The organism is Microbulbifer sp. CNSA002 (assembly GCF_047324085.1).
GTDB lineage: Bacteria > Pseudomonadota > Gammaproteobacteria > Pseudomonadales > Cellvibrionaceae > Microbulbifer.
Genome location: NZ_CP172449.1, coordinates 4,003,081 through 4,028,725 on the forward strand (window position 1 = coordinate 4,003,081; position 25,645 = coordinate 4,028,725).

The window sequence follows — 25,645 nt, forward strand, 5'->3', positions numbered from 1 at the left end:
TTATACACCCCAAAGAATTTCAATGCCCCACACCGCGTACAACACGGCAACGGCAGCCAGAATCACTTCTACGAACAAGCGCAGAACAGTGGCTTTACCGCCCATCATCCGGTTGGTGATGTAGTCAGTTACCACGGACCAGAGGCCAATCCAGGCGTGAATAATGGTGGACAGCAAGGCAACCAGGCTGAAAACACGCATCCAGCGCTGGGCGAACAGTTCGGACCAGGCCTGGTAGCCGAAGTCTTTACTAAAAAAGATAAAACCCACTATAAAGAGGGTATAGGCGAGCAATATTACCGCAGTGACTCTCTGGTAGAGCCAATCGAAAGTACCGCTACGGCCAAAGCTTGTTACTGTTTTTACCACAACCATACTCCCGCCAGAAGAATAAGGATTACAGCCAGCACCAGCACTGACACAGCGCTGCGACGGCCGCCTTCGAGACTTTCACCTACTCCCATATCCATAAACAGATGACGAACACCTGCCAGAATGTGGTAAATAAGTGCCGCCAGCGATGCCCAGAGAATGAGCTTGGCAGGGATACTGTTAAATACCGCTGCAATTTCGGCGAATCCCTGCTCGGATTCCAAACTGACATCGAGCATCCACAGTAGTAGTGCAACAACAACGAAGAGCACTACACCGGAAATACGATGCAAAATGGAAACCACAGCGGTAGCGGGAAGCTTTATAGTGGAAATGTCTAAATTGACAGGTCTGTTTTTGTTCACAGGAAAAACACCTTGTTGCCCTGAACGACCGGGCGCCCGTTAGCTTTTCAATGGAGGGACGAGCTGCTTGCTGATTACTTTGCACTCGACCTGATGAAGCCTTATACAAAGTAGCCGTACCATGGCGCAAGCCGCGCGGATTATAGGCATTCACTAGTCAAAACACAACGAACGCCTGCGATTACGCCGGGTTCCCACCAGTATCGCGTAGTAAATCGGGAATCGCGGGATTTCCTCAGACTTTCCTGTGCATTATCTAGACAAATACTCTACGAGTATGGAGCGGAACCGGATATCCTGTCGCCAATAGACTGGTCGTCCATTCCTTTTGGTTTGACAATTTGCGGCGCGGCACTTAAGTTTGGCCCCGCTCAAAAGGCCGCTAGCTCCCGAAAACAGCGGGAAAAGGCCGGCATAAGAACATTTTTAGGAGTCCGCAATGTCCGATAAAAAAGCGCACCTCACAGTCGATGGTATCGACGGCGCCCTTGAGATGCCAGTTCGCTCCGGCACCCTCGGCCCCGATGTTATTGATGTCGGCGGTCTGACCAGTAAAGGCTTATTTACTTACGACCCGGGCTTCGTATCTACCGCCTCATGTGATTCCAAGATCACCTTTATTGATGGCGGCAAGGGCCAACTGCTGCACCGCGGCTACCCCATCGAGCAACTGGCAGAAAAATCCGATTACCTGGAAACCTGCTACCTGCTGATGAATGGCGAACTGCCCAACGCAGAAGAAAAGAAGAAGTATGTAGACACCATTATGTCTCACACCATGGTTCACGAATCCCTGGTGAGCTTCTTTAAAGGCTTCCGTTACGATGCCCACCCAATGGCGATGATGTGTGGCGTAGTCGGTGCCCTCGCTTCCTTCTATCACGACTCCCTGGATATCACCAATCCGGAGCACCGCGAGATTTCCGCCCACCGCCTGATTGCCAAGATGCCAACCCTGGCAGCCATGTGCTATAAGCACTCCCAGGGCATGCCCTTCATGTACCCGGACAATAGCCGCAGCTATTCCGAGAATTTCCTGCACATGATGTTTGGCAACCCCTGCGAGCCCAGCAAGATAGACCCGGTTGTCGCCAAGGCAATGGACATCATATTCCTGCTGCACGCAGACCACGAGCAGAACGCCTCCACCTCCACTGTTCGCCTGGCTGGCTCTTCTGGTGCCAATCCGTTCGCCTGTATTTCTTCCGGCATTGCCACTTTGTGGGGACCCGCTCACGGCGGTGCCAACGAAGCGGTATTGAACATGCTGCAGGAAATTGGCGACGAAAGCCGTATCGACGAATTCGTGAAGCGCGCCAAAGATAAGAATGACCCCTTCCGCCTGATGGGCTTTGGTCACCGCGTCTACAAGAACTTCGATCCTCGCTCCCGCGTAATGCAGGGCATCTGTGATGAAGTTTTGGGCGCCATGGGTGCAGAAAATGATCCTCTGCTGAAGATCGCCAAGAAGCTGGAGAAAATCGCCCTTGAGGACGATTACTTCGTAGAGAAGAAACTCTACCCGAACGTAGATTTCTACTCCGGCATTATTATGAAGGCTATCGGTATCCCCACCGATATGTTCACCGTAATTTTCGCCACCGGCCGTACTTCAGGCTGGATTGCACACTGGAATGAAATGATTTCCAATCCGTACAAAATTGGTCGTCCTCGCCAGCTGTATACCGGCTACCCTCAGCGCGATTATGTACCGCTCGAGCAACGCTAAGCTCAAAGCAATTTAAAAAACCCGGCTATGCCGGGTTTTTTATTAATTAGATATTTAAATTTATTTTGATTCCACTGGCGATAATCAACTGCATTTCGATAAAAATTAAAAAGCAAAGATCTAAAATGTGACACAAGTCCCACTTTGAAAATTTTGCTTTACTCGCCCCTTCCATAACAGTTAAACCAACTGTCATCCAATGTAAAATCCGCCACGCCCGCCGGGACCCAAATAGCTTTGCTTTCTTTAAGTTACCCCCAACTTCGCGGCGCGATCAGACCTAATAACAAACCTTTAAATTTACTGAGACTAAATTCATGCTTAGTTTTATTTCTGGAATGTTCCGAAGTAACAAAACAGAAGACGCGGCGGACCTTGAGGAAAAATATACTCGCAGCTCTTATGCAGGAGCTAAAGGTGCCCGCACAATCTCTTACGATCCCACTCTAATTAAAGCCCTTGAAGACGATCACCGCACCTTGATCAGTATTTTTCAGCGCATGTGGTCAGAGGGTTATGAGAAGCAGAACTACCGCCAGCTGTCGCAGCTACTGACCCAATTTAAATCTGGCTTCCAGGCCCATCTAATCAAAGAAAATGTACGTTTTTACGTATACCTGGAGCAAGCACTGGCTGGCGATGCCCACACACTGCAAGTAGTTAAAGATTTCCGCACCGATATGAATGAAATTGCAAATGCTGTTGTGCAATTTTGCAAGCGCTATAACCACGAAGCCTTCACTCCTGAAATGGTTCGCGACTTCAAAATGGATTATCAGAAAATCGGTGAAGCACTAACTCGTCGTACTGCCCTAGAAGAAAAAGAACTCTACGTCCTTTACCAACCCTCCTAAAAGCAACGTTTAGTTTTTTTATCAGGAGTAGTGAGATATTTAACCTAGGAATGCCGATAAGAAACAAATCTTTACAATAGGCATACTATTTTACAGTCCGCAGCCCACAAGGACGGGGCCGCATATTTTTTGGCCGCTCAGCGGTCACAAAGTAACTGGAAAGCACTCCCCTTACCCCGCCAATTTTTCACAGCCAAATTAAATTTAAGCACTGAATTTGGGCAAAATACATTTAGCCCCCCAAAAAAACTGTGCGCATCAGTTAAATCCAGCCTTATTTTCCGACCTGACCTTACTTTACACCCAATTCTCTATCGTCATGTTCTAATCGGTACTAGACGTTTATTTAATTTTGTTTAAACATATAGGGATTAGAATTCAAAAAAACACCAAAGAGTGGGATATTAGTCTAAGAAAATTAGCAGGCCATCTGGCAGACAAATTAAAAATACAAAGACTAATAGAAAATCAAAGCAGTCGGGGGGAGGTATGACTGAGCTAGACGACACACTTGTCGAGCAATTACCAAGCGGCATCCACACTAATGATAACAGTTACCCAATTTATGTAATTATCGGTACTGGTCCGGTGGGTGTGCGTTGCGCACAAAAATTATTAGAATTCTGTGATGAAGCTCAAATTGTTATCTATGGAGCAGAAACAGAGTCTCCCTACAACCGGGTTAAACTTTCTCAATATCTATCAAGCCATGTAGAGTTGGAGGAGCTTGATAACCCTATTCTCAGTCAAAGTGACCACCGCCTGGCAGAATATATTGACCGTAAAATAGTCTCTATTGATCGCTCCCAAAAAACAGTCACCGATGCTGCAGGGAATATACAACCTTATTCCAAGCTAATAATAGCGACTGGATCAAATCCTATTATTCCGAAGATTCCGGGTGCGGATCTGCCTGGTGTTTACCCTTTTCGAAGTCTGCGTAACACCAATGATTTACTTGAGTTAAGGGAGCAGAATGCAGACATCTGTGTTATCGGTGCTGGTGCTCTGGGCCTTGAAGCTGCAACCGCGTTAAAAACACCTAAAAACAACATCACTTTACAATCCAGAGGACACTTACTCAGCGGGCTCCTGGGTGAAGAAGGAGAGGAGTTCCTAAAGTCCGCACTCACTGCACTGGGTGTAGAGTTAAAAATTTCGGACTCCCTAACATCCATTGAAGAGAGCGATAGCAAGCGCCTACTCACTTTTGAAAGTGGCGAAAAAATTCCCGTCGACGCTATCGTGTTGTGCACTGGGATTAAGCCGGAAATTAGCCTGGCCGAACAGAGCGGACTTTCAACTAAACGCGGAATCGTAGTCAATGAATGGATGCAAACTTCCGACCCGGATATTTACGCCGTAGGCGAGTGCGCTGAGTTTGACAAGAAAGTCTACCAATTGGTCCGACCGGGCTACGAACAAGCTGAAAGCTGCTGCTCACATATTCGTCGCAACCATAGCGGTAAATCTCTCTCGCAGCCCTACTCCGGCACTTATACCGATATTCAGCTGAAAATTGCCCATATTCCCTGCGGAATAATGGGAGAGGTAACCCCGGAAAACCTCAATCAGCAAGAGGACGTTGAGAGCCATGTCTATCGCAATCGTTTTAAGGGGATCTATAGACGCTTATTTATCAAAGGTGAATACATCGTTGGGGCCATTTATATTGGCAGCTGGGATGAAGCCAATGAATTGCGCCAGACCGTAGCACAGGAGCAAAAAATCTCTCTGCGCACACTGAAAGACTTTGAAAGCGAAGGGCGAGTGTTTGCCAAAAAAAGCGGCAATAGCATTAAAGATTTTCCCGATAGTTATCTGGTCTGCCAGTGCAACTCTGTCACCAAAGGGGAGTTATGCAAGGCTATTTCCGCTGGGAAGCGCAATTTAAACGAATTGCAACAAGCGACAACAGCCGGGTCTGTTTGCGGTAGTTGCCGCCCGCTAATGGCTGAGCTTCTGGATGTGCCAGCTCCCAACTTGGTAATGCGACACTCCAAGGGGATATTGATAACTTCTGTTCTATCATTAATCCTGATAGCCCTGGCTTTCCTGATGCCGCCAGCTCCAGTTTCCCCCTCAGTACAGACTGCACTTTTTTGGGAAAAGCTCTGGTACGACAATTTTTGGAAGCAGGTTACGGGCTATACCATTCTCGCTATGTGCCTGTTTACTGCCGCTCTCAGTATCAGGAAACGTTGGAATAAACTTAGCCTTGGGCATGTCGATCACTGGCGCTATGCACACAGCGTTACAGGTTTAATCGCTCTACTTGCACTCGCTGTACATTCAGGCTTCCGCCTTGGTGAAAACCTGAATTTAGCATTGATGCTGGTATTTCTAACTGCAACCGCAACTGGTTCTCTCGTCGGCGTTTTTATGGCGCGCAACCACCATTGGACTGACCTGAAACTTCGCGAACACCGAAAATGGTGGTCCCGAGTTCACTATGCCCTGCTCTGGGCCTTACCGGTCCTTCTCGCCTACCATATTTTTGCGGTTTATTACTTCTAGATGAAATCATATCAATTTAAATTCTGGCATTACGGTGTATTGCTAACGCTGGCTATCGGCTCAGCGGTGGCATACAACCTTAACGTTGACGATAAATCTCTATTTATCAGTGGAGATGCCACGCACGGTCACCATCAAATTGAGCTGGCTTGTACTTCCTGCCATACCGATGGCTTTGCCGGTGAGGATGCTGTTCAGCAAGCTTGCCTGAATTGCCATGCGGAAGAACTGGAGCTTGTAGACGACTCACACCCCCGGCAGAAATTTTTAGATCCGCGCAATGCTGTACTTCTGGAGACTCTTGACGCGCGGTTATGTGTAAGTTGTCACACTGAGCACAAACCACAAATCACCGGAGAGATGGGAGTAACCCTGGCGGGCGACTTTTGCTTTCACTGCCACAGCGATATTGCCGAAGAGCGCAGTAGTCACAAAGACCTGGGGTTTGAAACCTGCGCAAGTGCGGGCTGCCACAACTATCACGATAATGGCTCCCTCTATGAAGACTTTCTTATCGCCCATGTTGATCAACCTGATCTATTGGAAACTGCCAAGCTACCCGCTCGTACAGCAGTTCAGTCCTGGCTAAATGAGCATTCAGATAAAGCCCCTTTAAAAGTTAGCGAAGCAGACATTAGCAGCTCTAGCCAGACTGCAGAAATTGCAACGGTCTGGGCACAGAGTATTCACGCACAAACAGAGGTGAACTGCAGCAGCTGTCACGTCGATGGGCAAATGCAATTCAGTAGCGTTGAGATTGTCGAGCAATGTGCTAGTTGCCACAGCGATCAAAAAGAATCCTTCACTCAAGGAAAACATGGAATGCGCATGTCCAACAAGCTGGAAGAAGGCTTTATCCAGCAGGTCGGTGCCATCTCCCCGCAACAGGCCCGCCTTCCCATGAATACCAGCGCAACGGATGAATTGAGCTGTGTCAGTTGTCACGGGCCCCATGAAGTAAATCTGCAATTTGCCGCTGTAGAGGCTTGCCTGGGTTGCCACAGTGATGAGCACAGTCTCTCTTACAAAGAGTCCCCTCACTTCGATACCTGGAATTCAAACCCAGAGGGTGGCGTAAGCTGTGCCAGCTGCCATTTACCACGGGAAACCCATGGCGAACAGGTTGTAGTTAACCATAATCAAAATCATAACCTTCGCCCCAATGAAAAAATGATGCCCGTTTGCCTGAGCTGTCATGGAGCCGAATTCTCCCTTGCTGCCCTGGCTGACAAAACTCTGATTAACAATAATTTCAAGCATAAACCCGCAGAGAAGCATGAAACATTCGAGCTGATCCGCGAGCGTATTGCAAGGATTACCAAAAGCAAAAACATGCAAAATCAATCCCAATAGGAGGGGAAAATATGCGTATTGCCGCTTGTATTATCGCTGGACTGGCACTGCTCACCGGCTGTGAGAAAAACCAGGGAGTTGCTCCGGAGCGAATGGCGGATGCCATCTTTGCCGTTATCGAGGCAGACAGGGCCAACTACACCAACAAGGTTGTAAACCGCCTGCAGAACGAGGAAAAAATCCTTGACGCTGATGAGCATTGGCAAGATAAGAAATTGCTACCACTCCCCGCGCAGATGATGCGTATGGGAGCTGAGCGTGTTGCCGAAAATGAGTCTGGCTTTAACTATGCCCTGCTCTCCCTGTGGCCAATCAACAAGCAAAACAAACCGCGCACTGAGATGGAAAAAGAGGGCTTGCAGTACGTAATCGACAACCCAGGGAAAAACTTTTACGGCCGCGAAAAACTAGGTGATACCGAGTACTTCACTGCAGTATATGCGGATGTAGGTGTTTCACCTGCTTGTGTGAGCTGTCACAACGATCACGTAGACAGCCCGCGCACTGACTTTGAGCTGGGCCACACTATGGGTGGTGTTGTTATCCGAATCCCACTCTAATCAGTTAGTCAGTAGATAGCTGCGTCCGACTTTCGAGTCGGGCAACTCTCTCACAAAATATTGCCGGCGGGTATTAGTCGGTGAGAACTGAGTTTAGAATAATTTAAAAGAGTGGCGGCCGAATTCGTTTCGACCGCTCCCTCTTTTAAGCTGACTGGCTCTACTCCCGCTACTACCTCGCTGAAATCATTCAGACCAGTGGTTACCCGCTGTGGGCCTATTTCCGGGTCAGTCCAGTCTCCATTACGGCCCGCTTTTTCTTGGGCTTCGCTCCGCAAAGCACACCTAGGCACTACTATATTAATGTCAAAGTCCCGCAGAGCAAACCGACCAAGGTGATTGCAATACTGGGAAAACCTGCTAAAAGGTCAGCGCAGAGGATCAATAAGCCCCTGCAATCCCTCTACTTTTATCTCCAAGGCTAATGCCATTAACTGTCCTAGACGCCCCTCTGGAAACCCCTTTTTTGCGAACCAAAGCAGGTACTCCTCAGGCAAATCTATTAAAACCCGGCCCGAGTATTTTCCAAATGGCATTTTGAGTCGAGCCAGTTCTACCAAGTCTTGTTTTTCGAACACCTTAACAACCACCTAAATATCGACAAAAAAAGGGAATGAAACTCCCAATTTGGATTTGTTGCCAGTGCATGCGGACTCTACACTGGCTCCGAAATAGTCGGCCTGCGCCGATTCTTTATACCTCAACCTTCCAGTAACAGAGGTGTCTATGCGTATCAAAGCTATCAAATATCTCAGCTTGGCCGCAGTATTGACTGCAAGCCTTGGAGGTACGGGCTGCGCCAATATGAGTGATACCGACCGCCGAATCGGCACCGGTGTCGGTATAGGCGCAGTAACAGGTGCCTTGATCAGTGGCGGGCGCCCTGGTGGCACTGCCGCAGGTGCGGTTATTGGTGCCGGTGCAGGCTACCTCTATGATAGGGAAAGAAAGCGCAGAGATTACTATCGTTATCGCGGTCGCTACTATCGTTATTAATTCGCTGCTTATTTTTAGTTGCTAATCAGTATAGTGCGGGTGTCATTGTACTTCGATACTCGCACTACTGAGGCAGGCAGGGAAGCCGACTCCCAATTAAACTGGTTCCTATAAGACAAAATTGGCACAATCCTCGCTTTCGTTTTACTACGGCACTCATAACGATATTCAGCAACCATCTCCCAGATAAAGGCATTACGCTTGAGCAGGAGCAATAAATTTGTGCTGAGTATTTCCCTACTCTAGGAAGCACTCCCAATACCCCCTAAAACCTAAAAGTCAGACCAACGTGCATTGAGTGGCTACCTGATATAGGGTGAGAGGAAATTGAAGATAGGCTTTTCATCTGGCGGGATACAAAGCCCCTTATGTAATAAAGGCCCTAGAGTATGAATCTTCCAGGCTTTGAATGGAAAACTGTACTTTTTCTCCCTCAAGCAAATATAAGATAAGCCTAACCTAGGGACCTTGCTGCGCCCTCTCAATTTTCGCAGGAAAAGCTAGTATATTGATAAGGTCAGTCTGACTCGGGCCGGATACCAGGTCTTCCAAGGTGTATTGCTCCAAACAAATAAAAAAACTTTCCATAGCCTCGGCGAACATTTTCTTCAACCTACACGCAGGAGTTATGACACATTGATTATTTGTCCCAAAGCATTCTACTAACACGGTATCTTGCTCCAATAATCGAACTAGCTCTCCAACATTAATGTCTTCAGGAGCTCGGCTTAGCCGAATGCCACCATACTTACCCCGGGTTGCAATCAAGTAGCCTTTGAGATTCAACTCTTGTACCACCTTCATTAGATGGTTTTTAGATATTTGGTAGCGCTCAGCAACTTCTCTGATGGTTACTAACTCTCGATCCTGTATAGCAAGGTACATCAACACTCGCAAAGAGTAGTCGGTAAATTGCGTGATCTTCATTGGCAAAGTCCCTCATTGTGAAGCCAAGAATTTTCATCCCTTGAAAATTTAAAGATGCATCTAGTTTACATCATTGGAATTTAGGTGTAAATTGCCACGCAAAAGATGCATCTCATATACATGTATAGATAAAGGGGTAGAGAATGCTCAGTCTCAAATGCTCGTTCAACCTAGCCCTTAGGCTACGGTTACAGCCGAATGTGCTATTTATGACTGCCCCAAAAGCTATTAGAGGAATTTCGAGCGAAAGCGCTCTGAAGTCAGGGGCTGCTTTCCTGAATTTAAGGCCGCTAATTAATTTAAGAGGCCAACAAGTGAACTTCGATATATTCGCTTACACAAACTCTACCCAGGGGCGGCAGGTTAACAACGATTATTGGCCATTTTTCATTACCCAAATACAAGGTATCGGTCACCTAAAAATTCAATGTCTTACAAGACCAAACATTATTTTGAGAAGCCCATTCTCAATTTGATTTATTCAAGCAACACAAGGAAAAGGAGAGTTTATGTTTTTTCTGTTGCAAGTTAACGCCTCTACTGGAGGCCAATCTCATGAGATCAACGCAGCTAAGCAAGAACGCGAAAAGTCAGGCTTAAAACCTATTAACACTCAATCAGGCATCATAGATCCACTCCAAAAAATTAGAGATACCCGATGTTTACGATGTTTTGGTTTACAAGCAGCCTAGGGAGATATACGAAAATTAATAGTTTAAATAGCATATTGCTAAAAAAGCCAATTTATATTGGCAAGGATAACTCTGATGAGAACTTACAAATCTCTTTGGTGGACATTGATCGGCGTTTTAACTGTAACCTTTTCAATACTCGGATATTTTGGCAGTGAAATATATCGGAAGGCACCTCCGATACCTGACGCCTTTGTCTCAGAAAATGGCAAAATACTGACCACTAAAGATAAAATTTTAGATGGTCAAACTTCTTGGCAATCCGTTGGAGGAATGCAACTGGGATCTATTTGGGGGCATGGTGCCTACCAAGCCCCAGACTGGACCGCTGATTGGTTACATCGAGAGCTAATTAATTGGTTATCAATAGCGGCAAAAGAGGAATTTGGCCTACCATATGAATCTTTATCCAAAAGGGAAAAACACAAACTTCTGTATGACCTTAAATTAGATTATAGAACCAACACCTATAGCAGCGAATCTGGAAATGCCACTTTATCTAAGCGAAGAGTCACAGCTATAGAGCAAACTGCAAAATATTATAATGCACTTTTTGGGGGTGATCCCGCTTTACAGCCAACCCGCGCAAATTACGCAATGAAAGAGGTTACACTGCCTGATGCTGATCGCCGAGAACGACTTACTGAGTTCTTCTTTTGGACATCCTGGGTAGCTTCAACCGAGCGTTCACCAGGTGGCGCAACCTACACTAATAATTGGCCCCACGAACCATTAATTGACAACAAGCCAACTAGCGAAAATATTATTTGGTCTATTATTAGCGTGGTCTTATTGATTGCCGGTATTGGCGCCCTAGTTTGGGCATGGGCGTTCCTACGCACTGAAGACAAACACCCAACTGCCCCCAAGCAAGATCCAATCAGCACCTTCAAATTAACCCCCTCACAGAAAGCTCTTGGAAAATACTTACTAGCTATAGTAGGACTATTTACTTTCCAAGTTTTTTTAGGTGGTTTTACTGCCCACTATACTGTCGAAGGACAAGGATTCTATGGGATAGAGACATCGGAGTGGTTTCCATACAGCCTGGTACGCACCTGGCATATACAGGCTGCTCTATTTTGGATAGCTACAGGATTTTTAGCTGCCGGGCTATTTCTTGCTCCAATCATCAACGGTGGTAAAGATCCTAAGTTCCAAAAACTTGGTGTTGATATATTGTTTTGGGCATTGATAGCAGTCGTTATTGGGTCATTTGTCGGCAATTATCTAGCCATTGCACAAACTCTGCCACCAGAGCTCAGCTTTTGGCTGGGCCATCAAGGATATGAATTTGTAGATCTTGGTAGACTATGGCAAATCGGTAAATTTACCGGCATCGTACTATGGTTGGCATTAATGCTGCGCGGTATTGTTCCAGCATTAAAGCAAAAGGGTGATAAAAACCTGCTAGCCCTGTTTGCCGCCTCCGTAATTGCCATAGGATTATTTTATGGTGCAGGCTTCTTTTATGGCGAGCGCACACACATATCGGTCATGGAGTTTTGGCGCTGGTGGATAGTGCACTTATGGGTAGAAGGTTTCTTTGAAGTTTTTGCTACAACTGCGCTTGCATTTATCTTCTTCAATATGGGCCTTGTATCTAAACGCATGGCTACTGTGACTTCTCTAGCATCAGCGTCATTATTTCTACTAGGGGGTGTACCGGGAACTTTTCACCACCTATATTTCTCAGGGACGACAACACCCGTTATGGCGGTAGGGGCCACATTTAGTGCGCTCGAAGTGGTCCCACTTATCTTATTGGGTTATGAAGCCTGGGATCACTATAGCTTAAAAAATCGTGCACCCTGGATGGTAAAAATTAAATGGCCTTTGATGTTTTTTGTAGCTGTTGCTTTCTGGAATATGTTAGGAGCAGGCGTACTTGGCTTTACTATTAACCCACCGATAGCGTTATATTATCTTCAGGGCTTAAATACCACGGCCACACATGCCCATGGTGCATTGTTTGGAGTATATGGGTTCTTGGCTTTGGGCTTTAGTTTACTCGTTCTTAGATATATTCGCCCCCAGTTTATATTTAGCGAGAAATTGATGAAAACGGCATTCTGGTGGATGAATATAGGTTTGGCTTTAATGTTGTTCACCAGCCTTTTGCCGGTCGGTATTATCCAGTTTATGGCGAGCGCTTCAGAAGGCCTTTGGTATGCCCGCAGTGAAACCCTAATGCAAAGTGGAACGCTAGTTACTCTAAGATGGATACGAACTATTGGTGATGTGGTGTTTATCGTCGGTGCACTGGCTATCACATGGCAAGTAACACAAGGTGTGCTGAACCTAAAGAGGCATAGTTCAGTAGACTATCTATCAGGGCAAACCAAATCAGTCTCTTAAACTACTTATAAACCTATGCAACGTTACTGCGTAACTCAACAGTAACGTTGCATTATTTGCTAACCCCATAATCATAGATGGGTAAATTATAGAAATTCCTGAGGCCCCAAAATACCTTTTCTCAGTAATCACCCGTATTAGAGATGTTGAATTTTGACAATTCTCTTAGTAGGGGAAAGTAAATTACCTAATTATTAATTGAGCCGGCCTATGAATATCGGACTTGGAGAGAAAAAATTTACAAGTGTTTAATTTTCGTTTTTCCACAGCGTTCACAGCGATATTCAGTAACCAACTTTCCCTGCTTTACGTCAAACTTGCGCTCGGTGACCACTTTCCATTTATGAAAACCTTCCCTGCACAGGGTGCTGCCCTTGTGCTTTTGCCAAGCGGTTTTTCTTTTGAAAGGAATAACATCTCCCATTAAGCCACCTCTCCTGCAGCATGACCTGAAGCCCAAGCCCATTGGAAATTAAACCCGCCGAGCCAGCCGGTTACATCGAGAACCTCACCAATAAAATAAAGCCCCTGCCGGGTTTTACATTCCATAGTACGGGAAGAGACCTGTGCAGTATCGACTCCACCTAATGTTACCTCAGCAGTGCGATAACCCTCAGTGCCCGCCGGTACCAATTTCCAGCTTTGCAACTTTTCCCCAGCTTGCTGTAATTCCCCCTCCCCAAACTGTTTTAGGGGGCGGCTGGTAATTTGCGCTCGCTGCAGGAAAAACTGTACCAACTTTTTGCTCCAAACCTCAGCCAAAACGCTGTGCAAGTGGCTATCCGGGCTCTGATGTCGGCGCAGCGGTAACCACTTTGCCAGATTTTTCTCTGGAGCCAAGTCAAATATTACCGTTTGACCTTCTCGCCAGTGGCTGGAAACTTGCAAAACCGCTGGCCCACTCAGCCCCCTGTGAGTGAACAGCATCTGCTCCTGGAAACTACCTTCAGCGCAAGAAGCGGTCACTGATAGAGAGGTGCCGGGCAGGGTACCCTGACGCTCTAATTGCCGTTTATGCTGGGTGAATGGCACTAGCGCTGCTCGAGTTGGGACTACATCAAGCCCAAACTGCTTAGCGATCTCATAGCCAAACCCGCTCGCCCCCATGGTGGGAATAGAAAGGCCTCCAGTAGCCACGACCAAGGATTCACAGGTAACCGTCCCCATACTGGTTTCGACCTTATACCCCTGCCCCAAAGCTCGAATTTGAGTAATGCTACAGCGCGTGCGGATCTGTGCCTTAGCCGCACGGCATTCCGCTAGTAACAAGTCGACAATATCCCTTGATTTATTGTCGCAAAAGAGCTGACCGAGAGTTTTTTCGTGATAGGCAACCCCGTGCTTTTCCACCAATGCAATAAAGTCCCACTGGCTATAGCGAGCCAAGGCGGACTTACAGAAATGGGGGTTGTTACTGTAGAAGTTCTCTGCACTAGTGTAGAGATTGGTAAAGTTGCAACGGCCACCACCAGACATCAGGATTTTCTTTCCGACTTTGTTGGCGTGGTCCAGGACCAACACGTTGCGCCCGCGCTGGCCCGCTGTAGCCGCGCACATTAGTCCAGCTGCCCCAGCGCCAATGACCAATACATCGACGCTTTCAGGTAGCTGGCTGGTAGAAACCTCTGTCATAGGTAGGAAATAGTACTGCAGTAAGACCGGTGATCAGGTGCGAGGCAAGGTAACGCCGCGCTGGCCCTGGTATTTGCCACCACGATCGGCATAGGACACATCACAAACTTCATCGGATTCGAAGAACAGCATCTGTGCCACACCCTCGTTGGCATAGATCTTCGCAGGCAAGTTAGTGGTATTTGAGAACTCCAAAGTCACATGACCTTCCCACTCCGGCTCCAGTGGCGTCACATTGACGATAATGCCGCAACGGGCATAAGTGGATTTCCCCAGGCAAACCGTCAATACAGAGCGCGGGATACGGAAATACTCCACCGTACGCGCCAGGGCAAAGGAGTTTGGCGGAATAATGCAGTGGTCGCCTTCAACATCCACAAAGCTGTTTTCATCGAAGGTCTTGGGGTCAACTGTCGCTGAGTGAACATTGGTGAAAATCTTAAATTCACGAGCACAGCGAACATCGTAGCCATAGCTGGAGGTGCCATAGGAGATGAGTCGATCGCCATTATCGTTATGACGCACCTGACCGGCCTCAAAAGGCTCAATCATACCGTGCTGCTCTGCCATGCGGCGAATCCACTTGTCGGACTTGATACTCACTCCGTCCCCCCTGAATAGAATAATTAGTGCTCAATTAAAGAGGCGGAATCATAGCCGGTTTAGGCTGTGCAAAAAAGTGCCTATCCAAGGAATTCTCACTTGTTGCCACTGGACAGATACTGTATAAATTAACAGTGTTACTGTATGCACATACAGTTTAAGACGAAGACAGTGGCCAGATCGGACTAAAATTCAGTGGTGGAATCGTGGGCAGCGCAGAAAACTTCATAGAAAACAATCAGTTAGACCGCCAGGCAAAACACCAGAAACTGGCACAGCTACTCACCAGAGCCGATATCTGGCAAGCAGCGAATGAACCCCGACGACAGCGAAACGGCATCGCCAGTGGTTATCCAAGCCTCGATGCCCTCCTAGCGAACCACGGCTGGCCAAGAGGGGCCACTACTGAGCTACTCATGGACCAGATGGGTATCGGTGAACTCACCCTGATACTTCCGGCCCTGGCAAATCTCACTCAGAGGGGGCAAATGATCATACTGGTCAATCCACCCCATATCCCCTATGCGCCCTCATTGGCCAACAGTGGTATCCGCCTTGAGAACCTGCTGATCCTGCACCCCCGAGGCCCCAAGGATACTCTCTGGGCGATCGAGCAGTCCCTACAATCCGGAAGCTGTGGTGCCTTACTCAGCTGGCAGGGGCGGCAATCCCTGAAGCATAAAGATCTTCGTCGCCTACAGCTCGCTGCCCGCAATGGGGACTGTCTGCACTTCCACTTTCGCCCTCAGTGTGAATCAGCAAACCCCTCACCCGCGAGCTTGCGCCTACAGCTCACTCCCAGGGAAGGAGAGCTGGCACTAAGGCTTTTAAAGCAATTGGGTGGAAATTCAGGCCAGAACCTCTATTTGGCAAGAGCAGCAAAACTGGTCCGACGGGACCAACCAATGCACTGAACGGTTCCGAGGGATAGCTCCATGCTCTGGCTTTGTATTCAATTCCCCAGGCTTCCGTTAGAAGTTCTGACCCGCGCTCAGCAACAAGGAGAAGAGGCTCTACCCCAAGTTGTGGTTGAAAAACAGTTGGTGATTGATAGAAACCCAGCGGCATCCCAATGCGGCGTCGAGACCGGGCTCAGTATTGCCACTGCGTCTGCTCTCTGTGCAGACTTACAGCTGCTACAACGCGATTCCCAGCGGGAACAACAAGAGTTACAGCAGCTGGCCCAGTGGGCATACAGCTTTACACCACTTGTATCACCTCAGTCCGCAGGGCTTTTGAGTAATGGCGAGAGCACTCCCGCCCACCTCTATCTGGAACTGAGTGGCTGCCTAAAAGCCAGCGGTGGCTTCAAGGCATTGATACAACAGCTGAGCGATGAGCTTGAACAGATGGGGATCTACAGCCTGATGGGCCTCGGCCACAGTCCCAGTGCAGCTCATATGCTAAGCCAACTGACCGAACACCGGCACTGGCTTGCGCAATCAGATTCTCCGCCCAGCCCTCAGCAGTGGAGACAGTGGATTAGCTTTGCCCCATCCAAGCTCCTTAATTGCGACAACAAAACTATTTCCAAGCTCTACGCATGTGGTATCAAGCGAGTAAGCCAGCTGCTCGCTATTCCACTCTCTGAGGTAGGCTCTCGTTTTGGTCGCCCATTTGTGGACTACCTGGCACGCCTGAACGGAACTCGCCAAGATCCAGTCTGTAGTTATCAGCCCCCAGCACAATTCCGCAGCGAGCTATTTTTCCCCAGCCCCTTGGATAATAGCGAACAGCTGCTATTTCCTATCGGTCGCCTACTAAGGGAATTATGCTTCCAGTTGCAGCGACGCCAGCTCTACACACAACAGTTAAATTGGCATATGGATTTCGGCCAAAATAAATCTCAGGAAATAACCGTAGAACTCTCCACTCCGCAGTTGGACCCTCAACGCCTAATAGCACTAACCAAGCTGCAAATGGAAAGAGTAACTCTTGATCAGCCAGTGCAGTCCATCAGCTTAAATTGCAAGCATTTACTCCCCTTGGAGCAGGGATCACTGGATGAAGATTTATTTGGTGAAGGCAGCCAACATAAACGCAATCAACAGCTATTAGACAAATTAAAAGCCCGCCTCGGTCATCAAGCACTCTCGGGAATTGCCCTAAAAGAAAGCTACCTACCAGAGCAGGCCTGGCAAAATACAGATACCCTGATAATTAAAAGTAACGCTAAGGGACAGCAAATTAAGCCCATCCAAGCACCGCGCCCCAACTGGCTATTAGCTCGTCCAACCAAACTGGAAAGTAGCGAGCACAAGTTATTTTATCAGGGAGAGCTACAACTATTACAGGGGCCAGAGCGAATTGATGGCTATTGGTGGCAGCACGGGCGTCATGGGCGGGATTACTATATCGCAAGAAATAAAAGAGATGAGCTCTACTGGGTCTTTCAGGATCTTACAACCGAAGAGTGGTTTTTACATGGCGTTTATAGCTAAGCCTAAACCCCTTTCTTAATACTGATCTTCACCAAAACCCAAATCCCATCACAATCAACAGATAGACGCCGAGAGAATCAGCATGAGGTACGCCGAACTCTTTTGTCAAAGCAACTTTTCTTTTCTGCAGGGGGCATCGCATCCGCAGGAATTAGTCCAAACTGCTTACAACCTGCAATATACAGCCCTTGCTATCACCGATGAATGCTCCCTTTCCGGAGCTGTTAGAGCCTATAAAGAACTTGAAACCATCAAGTCTACAGACTCTAAAAATCCCGAGTTTAAACTAATTTTTGGCAGTTATTTCCGGCTCCATAACAACATAGAAATAATTCTACTGGCTCCGGACAAAACTGCCTACAGCGAGCTATGCCAGTTAATTTCAAAATCACGCTTAAGGGCGGAAAAAGGAACCTACATTACTTATCAAAGTGACTTGGTAGAGCTATGCAAAAACCTAATTGCCATCTGGATTCCAAATTTCATTAAGATAGAAATACCTGAAGAAATCAAGAAAACCTTCAGCGAACGGTTTTACATTGCCATCAACAACCACCTACACGCAGAGGAAAGCCTTAAGTCCAATATAATTACTGAGCTTGCAAGAAGAGAGAATATTTCCTTGGTTGCAACCAATCATGTGTTGATGCACTGCTATAGCCGAAAGCCATTACAAGATGTACTCAACGCAAATTATCATAACTGTACCCTGGATAATCTAGGGTATCGTATTGAGCAAAATGCTGAACGTTACCTTCGCAGCTTAGGTGATATCCAGTCGTTACACTCCAAAGAGTCTATAGACAATACCAACCTTATTGCCAAACAGTGTACTTTTTGCTTGAGCGAACTCAGTTACGAATACCCATCAGAAGTTATCCCTCAAGAAAGTAATGCGAGCAGCTATTTAAAAAAGCTAGTACAAATAGGAAGGGCTGCTCGCTGGCCACAGGGTCCTGAAAAGAGAATTGATGAGATTATCAATAAAGAACTCGCAATAATAGCAGAACTGCAGTATGAGCATTACTTTCTAACCATTTACGATATAGTCCAGTTTGCCCGGGAAAATCATATCTTGTACCAGGGCCGTGGCTCCGCAGCCAATTCAGTAGTTTGCTACTGCCTATTCATCACAGAGATAGATCCTCATAAAATTGGATTGCTATTTGAACGGTTTATCTCACGGGAACGCAATGAACCCCCAGATATTGATGTAGACTTTGAGCACGAACGACGTGAAGAAGTTATTCAGTATATTTACACAAAATATAGCCGCAAAAGAGCTGGACTTACCGCTAGTAAGATCACCTACCGCTTTAAAAGTGCCGTAAGGGATATCGGCAAAGCCCTTGGTATCAACGCTGCCACAATAGAACAACTTATTGCTGAACGCGCCTGGTGGGACACTCTAGATAGCTTCCCCCAACAGATGCAGAAAGTGGGAATAGATCCGAGCAGCGCAATAGGAAAAATGTTCCCACAGTTACTGCAGCAAATATATGGTTTTCCAAGACATCTATCGCAACATGTGGGCGGTTTTGTTATTACAGAACAACCATTGCACCAGCTGGTTCCTATTGAAAATGCCGCTATGGAGGATCGCACCCTAATCCAATGGGACAAAGAGGATATTGAAGATTTAAAACTAATGAAGGTCGATGTGCTCGCGCTGGGTATGCTGACTGCACTGCGTAAATCCCTGAACTATATTGCTCTATACGGCCCCAAATTGCGTTTGCAAGATATTCCCGCCGAAGATCCACAGGTCTACGAAATGATGTGCAAGGCCGATACCGTTGGAGTCTTTCAAATTGAATCTCGCGCTCAAATGAGCATGCTACCAAGATTACAACCTCGAAATTTTTATGAGCTTACTATAGAAATCGCCATTGTCCGCCCCGGGCCAATTCAAGGCGGCATGGTACACCCCTATTTGAAACGCAAGCAGGGGTTGGAGACCGTGCGCTACCCTCATAACAGTTTACGCCCAGTGCTTGAGCGCACTCTCGGTGTTCCTATATTTCAAGAACAAGTTATTCAACTTTCGATGGTCGCAGCAGGGTTTAGCGGCGGTGAAGCGGATGAGCTTCGCCGAGCCATGGCCAGCTGGGGAAAAAATGGAGATTTGTATAAATTCAGGGATAAGCTTGTGCAGGGAATGCAAAGTAATGGCTACAGGGATAGTTTTGCTGAGCAACTCTTCAACCAGATGAAGGGATTCGGCTCCTATGGCTTCCCCGAATCACACTCCGCAAGCTTTGCGCTTTTAGCCTATTTTTCTGCTTGGATTAAATACCATCACCCAGCGGCCTTTTACTGTGGGCTGCTCAATAGCCAACCGATGGGATTCTATGCACCGGCACAGCTAGTTTATGATGCTCAGCGCCACGGAGTTAAGGTTTTGCCTATTGATGTACTTTATAGCTATTGGGATCACAGCTTAGAGATACAAGAGCTCTCTTCACCTCAACAAAGAGCCTCATCGAAAAATTACGATACTAAAGGAAAATCAGCAGTTAATACGCCGGCAGTGCCGTTCAGGGAAAATTCAGCATTCAACAATAAAACTCCCGCTTTACGCCTGGGCATGCGTCTAATTAAAGGGCTAAAAGAAACCACAGAGAAAGCTATCCTAAAGCTTAGAGCGGATGCAAAAGTCCAATCTTTAAAACAATTTCAAGAACTTTCAAAGCTAAACCATGAGCAGCTTTCCTGCCTTACTAAGGCTAATGCATTTATCAGCTTGACTCGAAATCGCCATAACGACAATTGGACTTCTATAGAAACCGATTACAGCAAGCCACAGACAAAATTTTTACCGCGAAATTATATAAAAGACAGTAGCGACATTGACTATAGCAGTACAGGATTAACTCTAGGCGAACATCCTGTCGCACTATTAAGAAGGCAAAAGAAATTTCAGAAATATACTAAGGCAAAGGATCTTACCTACCGTCTTGATCAAGAAAAGATTGACATCATTGGACTGGTAACTTGCCGACAGCGGCCCGGAAGCGCATCTGGAGTGATGTTTTTAACCCTGGAAGATGAAACAGGCTGCATAAATGTAGTGATTTATGAGGCCTATCAAACCTTATATAAAGCAGAGGTTATCCATGGAGGCATATTGATTGTTCATGGGGAGCTACAAATCTCTAAAGAGGCCAATAACAACAGCTATAAGACCACCCATGTCATCGCCAGAAGAATATCAAGTATCAATGAGAAAAATTACCAGAAGACAAGAAATTTTCATTGAAAACACTTCCCCTAGACGTATTCCAGTGACCTTATCGAGCAACCCTCACTCAAGTAACTCTACTTCACCTAGTGAGGGAGGAGTTCATATCTAAGTATAGGAAAACAGAAGGCTTTAAACTCATATCACTGGCAGCCCAAAAGTCATCTCTGCTCAAAAGGATGGATATCATAGTAGGTCGCGTTATCAACCCCCTCTTCCTTCGTAAAAACGGCGGTCCAAGCCCCAAATCGTGTTACAACGGGCAGCCATAAGAAGTCTTGACCCTGTAGATCTGAAGGTAGGGGTTGCTGTTCGGCCTTGGCAATAAGTTCAAAATTGTCCCTTCCAAAGGCCCTACCGGCTATTTCACCCTTAAAACAGGGTCGGTAATATTTAGGGTACAACTGGATGTCTTTACCCTTCAACGCTGAGATAAGCAAATCTGATTTTTCCTGGGCATCCACTGGCCCCTCTGTACAGACCAGCTTCGGGCCGAACCAGGGCTTATCCGTATAGCCATTGGCTCCCGCTTTCATATCAACGGCATCCAGCTCAGAAGCGGCAACGACTTCTATTCGATCTTTAACAAAAACCAGATAGACCGGCCGCGAAAGTGTGACTACATACAACCCATAAATCAATGCAGCCAGCTGTACCGTTCCCACCAAAAGATAATCGCGGACTAATTCACGCCTGGGCTTCTGGGGGTTAAAGATCACCAGGGACATCAAAGGCCCCATGGCCAACTCTACGCCCATTACAAGCAAAAAGAGATTCGCCCCCGCCATCATGTCGGCAAGCTCGCCCGGATACCAAATCCCATAAACAGCAATCAGCATCAAAGCCGCTACCGATAATGTAACCAGAGCGTGGTAGCCCGTCGCTTTTAACTTTGCCTGAAATAACATCCACCCACCTTATCAACAAAAAAAGCCTCCTATAAAGGAGGCTTTTTATCACAACTTAAGCAGGATTATGCGCGACATTCAGCCGGTGCAATATTGCCTGGCAGAGTTGCTTCTGCTGGAGCATTGGCCTTATCTGCAGCGAAACAAGTCCAGATAATTGGCGCAGTTGGGCGCTCACCTACCACCAGGCCATTACCTGCAGCAGTGGGAACCAGGCTCAGAGTCTCTTCACCCACAGCGGATACACGAGTGCCAAAAGCGATATCAATCTGGCCATTAGCAGTATCCACAGTAATAGTGTTTACATTCTGGGAGCCACCTGCAGCGCCGTTATTGCCCAGGGTCAGAACGCAATCACCTGCAGCATTACAGGGAGCAGTCGCAACACCAATAGCATTAGAGGTTGGGTAGCCAGCAGCAAAGCCACCGGCAGCATCCGGTACTACGTTAGCTGCGTTGTCAGCAACAACTGCGCGCGCTTCAGTAGCCAAAGTGAGGCCCTCTGCTACTCGGGAGCGAGCGGTGTAATCTTGGTAAGCCGGCAGAGCTACAGCTGCCAAAATACCGATGATCGCGACTACGATCATTAATTCAATAAGAGTAAAACCCTGTTGCTTTTTCATTGTAACCGTCTCCATACAGACTATTTGAAATAGTGAATCCCGTGAGGAAGTCGCTGAACAATATACAAGCTTTGTGCCAACGTTAACAAATACTAATTACAACCCCACCCTGCAACTGCGTTACTGATCACACATTCGCTCTCTGCATCAGATTCACCCTACGAAGATTGACACTAATCTTCGATATCCGACAAAAATTGTCACTCTTTAGCAGTTGACGGCTATACCCGAGACATTTAGTAAGTCTTTCAATTTATTGGCTCTCGTTTATTATTTCGCTATATTCCGTTCGATATCCTAAATATACGCTTTGGATGTAATGCTTTAGGCTAACCCAGCCTCTTAAGCAACAAGCATGTAGTAACCCTATACGGCAGTGTGACCAATGACAGCACCCCCTCTTAGCGGCCTAGCCAAGCGTTTGGTTGCCGATCAAATTTTTGATGAATCAACCGCGCTATCTGCCGTTAAAGCGGCCCGGCGAGAAAATCAAAGCTTTGTCCAGCATATAGCGGAAACCAAACTGGTTAAAAGCTCTGAGCTCGCCAAGATCGCTTCACAGGCATTTGGCACTCCGCTTTTTGACCTCAGCAGCTATAACTTTGAGCTGATTCCAAGGGATATCGTCGACGATAAGCTTGTCAGCAAACACTTCGCTCTTCCACTGTATAAAAGGGGCAACCGGCTATTTGTAGCGGTGGCGGACCCAACCAATCTTGCCGGCCTGGATGAGATAAATTTTAATACTGGGTTGAATACTGACCCCGTCATAGTCGAGGCCGATAAGCTCGCCAAAGCCATTGAGAACTACCTGTCCCAGGGTGACGATATGGGAGCGGGCCTCGATGGCATGGAGGACGAGGAACTTGATTCCCTCAATGTTGGTGAGGACGATTCCGATCGCGGCAATGATGAAGAACCCGGTGGCGATGAAGCACCGGTAGTTCGCTTTGTAAATAAGGTGCTTCTCGACGCAATCCGCACCGGGGCTTCAGATATCCACTTCGAACCTTATGAAAAATCCTACAGGGTGAGATTTCGTACCGATGGGGTCTTGCACGAAATTGCCAAGCCCCCCATCCAGCTGGCCTCCAGGCTTTCCGCACGCCTCAAAGTGATGTCCAAGATGGATATTTCTGAGAAGCGGGTTCCCCAAGATGGCCGCATAAAAATGAAGCTCTCCAAAACCAAGGCTATCGATTTCCGCGTTAACAGCCTGCCGACTCTCTGGGGTGAGAAAATTGTACTGCGTATTCTCGACCCCTCCTCTGCCAAGCTCGGCATTGATGCCCTTGGGTATGAGGATGAGCAAAAGCAAATCTATATGGACGCCTTGGCCCAACCGCAGGGAATGATCTTAGTTACTGGCCCCACAGGATCAGGAAAGACGGTCTCGCTTTATACGGGACTTAATATCCTGAACACCCCGGAGCTCAATATCTCTACTGCAGAGGATCCGGTGGAGATCAATCTCGAGGGCATCAACCAGGTCAATGTTTCAGCAAAAGTCGGACTCGACTTTGCCGAGGCCCTGCGTTCGTTCCTGCGGCAAGATCCCGATATTGTTATGGTGGGGGAAATCCGGGACTTGGAAACGGCCGAAATCGCCATTAAGGCGGCACAAACCGGGCACTTGGTGCTTTCAACACTACACACCAACTCTGCACCGGAAACCCTGACTCGCCTAATGAATATGGGCGTCCCTACTTTTAATATTGCCACCTCAGTGAGCGTAATTATTGCGCAGCGCTTGGCTCGAAGATTATGCAATGAGTGTAAGAAACCAACCACCCTTCCACCCGAAGTACTTGAGGCTGAGGGCTTTTCCGCCGTTACAATCCCTGAAAGCGACTGGAGTATCTTTCAGCCCGTGGGTTGTGAGCACTGCTCTAAAGGCTATAAGGGCCGCGTAGGTGTGTATGAAGTGGTTCGCATTACTGACGGCATCTCCAGAATTATAATGGAAGGAGGCAACTCTATTCAGATTGCAGATCAAGCTCGGCAAGAGGGCTTCAACAATCTGAGAGTTTCAGCACTGAGAAAGGTTGTGATGGGTGTCACCAGCCTGGAGGAGGCCAACCGGGTCACCAAGGATTAACTGCTTTTAACCTAACATGGGGTTAGGCTCCGCAGTGAAATCTCATTTTAAGCCGGCATAAGCCGCCGAGTTTTAAGATATCGAATAAAGAATCAAAAGCACTCTTCTGTCGACTTCAAATATGCAGAAGTGAAAAGTATATCCAGGGTAACATTTATGGCCAACGCTACAGCAGTTGCATACATCTACAAGGGAGTAGACAGTAAAGGGGCTAAAATTCAAGGTGAGATCAACGGTACGAGCCCAGCACTGGTAAAGGCCCAGCTGCGCAAACAGGGAATCATCGCCAATCGCGTCCAGAAGAAGCCTACCCCTCTCTTCGGCGGCGGCAGGAAAAAAGTCAAACCTGCCGATATCGCACTGTTTACTCGGCAGATGGCTACCATGATGAAGGCTGGTGTACCTCTGGTACAGAGCTTTGAGATTGTTGCTGACGGCATGGATAACCAGGGGGTCAAAGAATTAGTTTATAAAATACGCACCGAAGTTGCCTCGGGCACGGCATTTGCAGATGCACTGCGTAAACACCCGATGTACTTTGACGATTTATTCTGCAACTTAGTTGCCTCAGGTGAACAGTCTGGCGCACTGGAAACCATGCTGGACAGAATTGCCACCTATAAGGAAAAAACAGAATCCTTAAAGGCAAAAATCAAAAAAGCAATGACCTACCCTATTGCGGTAATTGCAGTTGCACTTGTTGTAACTTCAATTCTGCTAATCAAGGTAGTCCCTCAATTTGCCACCACTTTCTCTAGTTTCGGAGCGGATCTACCCGCATTCACAAAACTGGTCGTCAGCATGTCAGAATGGATGCAGGCAAACTGGTTTATAGCCCTTGTTATTACTATTGTCGGTATTGGCGGCACGATCGAAGCCAAAAAGCGCAATAAAAAAGTGGCCGAGTTTTTTGACCGCCTTATTTTAAAACTGCCAATTATCGGCCAAATTACCTACAACTCTATCTCAGCACGATTCGCCCGTACCCTTTCGACAACCTTTGCCGCCGGGGTTCCCCTGATCGACGCACTTAAGTCTGTTGCAGGAGCAACCGGAAATAGTATCTATACCGAGGCAACCCTTAAAATAAGAGATTCCGTCGCAACGGGTATCCCCCTCAATACCGCGCTGCGAACATCGGGGGTTTTTCCCACCATGCTGATACAAATGACAGCCATCGGTGAAGAGTCTGGTGCCCTGGATGAAATGCTGGGTAAGTCAGCCGACTACTACGAAGAGGCTGTAGACAATATGGTCGACAACCTTACTACTCTGCTTGAGCCGCTAATTATGGCAGTGCTGGGTATTCTGGTCGGCGGCTTGATGATCGCCATGTACCTGCCTATTTTCCAGCTGGGTCAAGTTGTTTAAAACAG

General features: G+C 47.3%; 21 protein-coding genes. 12 read left to right on the forward strand and 9 right to left on the reverse strand.

Translation table 11 applies throughout. The annotated features are described in order from the left end of the window. Entirely contained in the window at positions 1–369 is a 369-nt protein-coding gene (sdhD, locus tag ACG1BZ_RS17790; protein WP_282933824.1) for a succinate dehydrogenase, hydrophobic membrane anchor protein, read from the reverse strand. Then, positions 363–737, reverse strand: coding sequence for a succinate dehydrogenase, cytochrome b556 subunit (gene sdhC, locus ACG1BZ_RS17795; protein ID WP_282933825.1), 375 nt, complete (start codon positions 735–737; stop codon positions 363–365). Before sdhC ends, sdhD begins: the two co-directional genes overlap by 7 nt. Positions 738–1,176: 439 nt before the next feature. Between sdhC and gltA the strand changes: the two genes are divergently transcribed. The 5 genes from gltA (at position 1,177) to ACG1BZ_RS17820 (ending at position 7,750) form a co-directional block, all read left to right on the forward strand. After that, a complete protein-coding gene (gene gltA, locus ACG1BZ_RS17800; protein WP_413662987.1) occupies positions 1,177–2,466 on the forward strand; it encodes a citrate synthase in 1,290 nt (429 codons plus the stop codon). A gap of 317 nt (positions 2,467–2,783) precedes the next feature. After that, the gene (locus tag ACG1BZ_RS17805) at positions 2,784–3,320 is read left to right on the forward strand and encodes a hemerythrin domain-containing protein (protein ID WP_413662988.1); all 537 of its coding nucleotides are present in this window, start codon (positions 2,784–2,786) and stop codon (positions 3,318–3,320) included. A 489-nt stretch (positions 3,321–3,809) separates the two neighbouring features. Beyond that, a complete protein-coding gene (locus ACG1BZ_RS17810) occupies positions 3,810–5,837 on the forward strand; it encodes an FAD-dependent oxidoreductase (protein ID WP_413662989.1) in 2,028 nt (675 codons plus the stop codon). Continuing rightward, positions 5,838–7,190, forward strand: coding sequence for a cytochrome c3 family protein (locus ACG1BZ_RS17815; RefSeq protein WP_413662990.1), 1,353 nt, complete (start codon positions 5,838–5,840; stop codon positions 7,188–7,190). Between the two features lie 11 nt (positions 7,191–7,201). After that, positions 7,202–7,750, forward strand: a complete 549-nt coding sequence (locus ACG1BZ_RS17820; protein WP_282933830.1) for a DUF3365 domain-containing protein — start codon at positions 7,202–7,204, stop codon at positions 7,748–7,750. Between the two features lie 368 nt (positions 7,751–8,118). On the opposite strand, the gene ACG1BZ_RS17825 is transcribed toward ACG1BZ_RS17820, so the two are convergent. Continuing rightward, on the reverse strand, positions 8,119–8,286 hold the full coding sequence (locus ACG1BZ_RS17825; protein ID WP_413665883.1) for a DUF3820 family protein: 168 nt from the start codon (positions 8,284–8,286) through the stop codon (positions 8,119–8,121). 190 nt (positions 8,287–8,476) lie between these two features. Here ACG1BZ_RS17825 and ACG1BZ_RS17830 point away from each other — a divergent pair, with 190 nt between their 5' ends. Beyond that, positions 8,477–8,746, forward strand: coding sequence for a hypothetical protein (locus ACG1BZ_RS17830; protein ID WP_108734168.1), 270 nt, complete (start codon positions 8,477–8,479; stop codon positions 8,744–8,746). Positions 8,747–9,205: 459 nt separating this feature from the next. On the opposite strand, the gene ACG1BZ_RS17835 is transcribed toward ACG1BZ_RS17830, so the two are convergent. Continuing rightward, a complete protein-coding gene (locus ACG1BZ_RS17835) occupies positions 9,206–9,673 on the reverse strand; it encodes an RrF2 family transcriptional regulator (protein ID WP_413662991.1) in 468 nt (155 codons plus the stop codon). Between the two features lie 767 nt (positions 9,674–10,440). Here ACG1BZ_RS17835 and ACG1BZ_RS17840 point away from each other — a divergent pair. Further along, positions 10,441–12,723, forward strand: a complete 2,283-nt coding sequence (locus tag ACG1BZ_RS17840; protein ID WP_413662992.1) for a nitric-oxide reductase large subunit — start codon at positions 10,441–10,443, stop codon at positions 12,721–12,723. 238 nt (positions 12,724–12,961) lie between these two features. On the opposite strand, the gene ACG1BZ_RS17845 is transcribed toward ACG1BZ_RS17840, so the two are convergent. Genes ACG1BZ_RS17845 through dcd form a run of 3 tightly spaced genes read right to left on the reverse strand, consistent with a single transcriptional unit; the run spans position 12,962 to position 14,958 of the window. Beyond that, complete coding sequence (locus ACG1BZ_RS17845) at positions 12,962–13,147, reverse strand: hypothetical protein (protein WP_413662993.1); 186 nt, start codon at positions 13,145–13,147, stop codon at positions 12,962–12,964. Further along, positions 13,147–14,355, reverse strand: coding sequence for an NAD(P)/FAD-dependent oxidoreductase (locus tag ACG1BZ_RS17850; protein ID WP_413662994.1), 1,209 nt, complete (start codon positions 14,353–14,355; stop codon positions 13,147–13,149). Before ACG1BZ_RS17850 ends, ACG1BZ_RS17845 begins: the two co-directional genes overlap by 1 nt. A 33-nt stretch (positions 14,356–14,388) precedes the next feature. Further along, on the reverse strand, positions 14,389–14,958 hold the full coding sequence (gene dcd / locus ACG1BZ_RS17855) for a dCTP deaminase (RefSeq protein ID WP_282933840.1): 570 nt from the start codon (positions 14,956–14,958) through the stop codon (positions 14,389–14,391). A gap of 206 nt (positions 14,959–15,164) precedes the next feature. Between dcd and imuA the strand changes: the two genes are divergently transcribed. The 3 genes from imuA (at position 15,165) to ACG1BZ_RS17870 (ending at position 20,658) form a co-directional block, all read left to right on the forward strand. After that, positions 15,165–15,872, forward strand: coding sequence for a translesion DNA synthesis-associated protein ImuA (gene imuA / locus ACG1BZ_RS17860; protein ID WP_413662995.1), 708 nt, complete (start codon positions 15,165–15,167; stop codon positions 15,870–15,872). 21 nt (positions 15,873–15,893) lie between these two features. After that, a complete protein-coding gene (locus tag ACG1BZ_RS17865) occupies positions 15,894–17,399 on the forward strand; it encodes a Y-family DNA polymerase (protein WP_413662996.1) in 1,506 nt (501 codons plus the stop codon). Between the two features lie 82 nt (positions 17,400–17,481). Then, positions 17,482–20,658 carry an error-prone DNA polymerase gene (locus tag ACG1BZ_RS17870; protein ID WP_413662997.1) on the forward strand — a complete coding sequence of 1,059 codons (3,177 nt, stop codon included), beginning with the start codon at positions 17,482–17,484 and terminating at the stop codon, positions 20,656–20,658. Between the two features lie 143 nt (positions 20,659–20,801). Here ACG1BZ_RS17870 and ACG1BZ_RS17875 read toward each other — a convergent pair whose 3' ends face one another. Further along, complete coding sequence (locus ACG1BZ_RS17875; RefSeq protein ID WP_413662998.1) at positions 20,802–21,548, reverse strand: hypothetical protein; 747 nt, start codon at positions 21,546–21,548, stop codon at positions 20,802–20,804. A gap of 65 nt (positions 21,549–21,613) precedes the next feature. Beyond that, positions 21,614–22,171 carry a pilin gene (locus ACG1BZ_RS17880; RefSeq protein ID WP_413662999.1) on the reverse strand — a complete coding sequence of 186 codons (558 nt, stop codon included), beginning with the start codon at positions 22,169–22,171 and terminating at the stop codon, positions 21,614–21,616. A 385-nt stretch (positions 22,172–22,556) separates the two neighbouring features. On the opposite strand from ACG1BZ_RS17880, the gene pilB reads away from it, so the two are divergent. Both pilB and ACG1BZ_RS17890 read left to right on the forward strand, forming a co-directional pair. Beyond that, the gene (gene pilB, locus ACG1BZ_RS17885; RefSeq protein WP_413663000.1) at positions 22,557–24,269 is read left to right on the forward strand and encodes a type IV-A pilus assembly ATPase PilB; all 1,713 of its coding nucleotides are present in this window, start codon (positions 22,557–22,559) and stop codon (positions 24,267–24,269) included. 156 nt (positions 24,270–24,425) lie between these two features. Next, entirely contained in the window at positions 24,426–25,640 is a 1,215-nt protein-coding gene (locus tag ACG1BZ_RS17890; RefSeq protein WP_413663001.1) for a type II secretion system F family protein, read from the forward strand. Positions 25,641–25,645 lie beyond the last annotated feature (5 nt).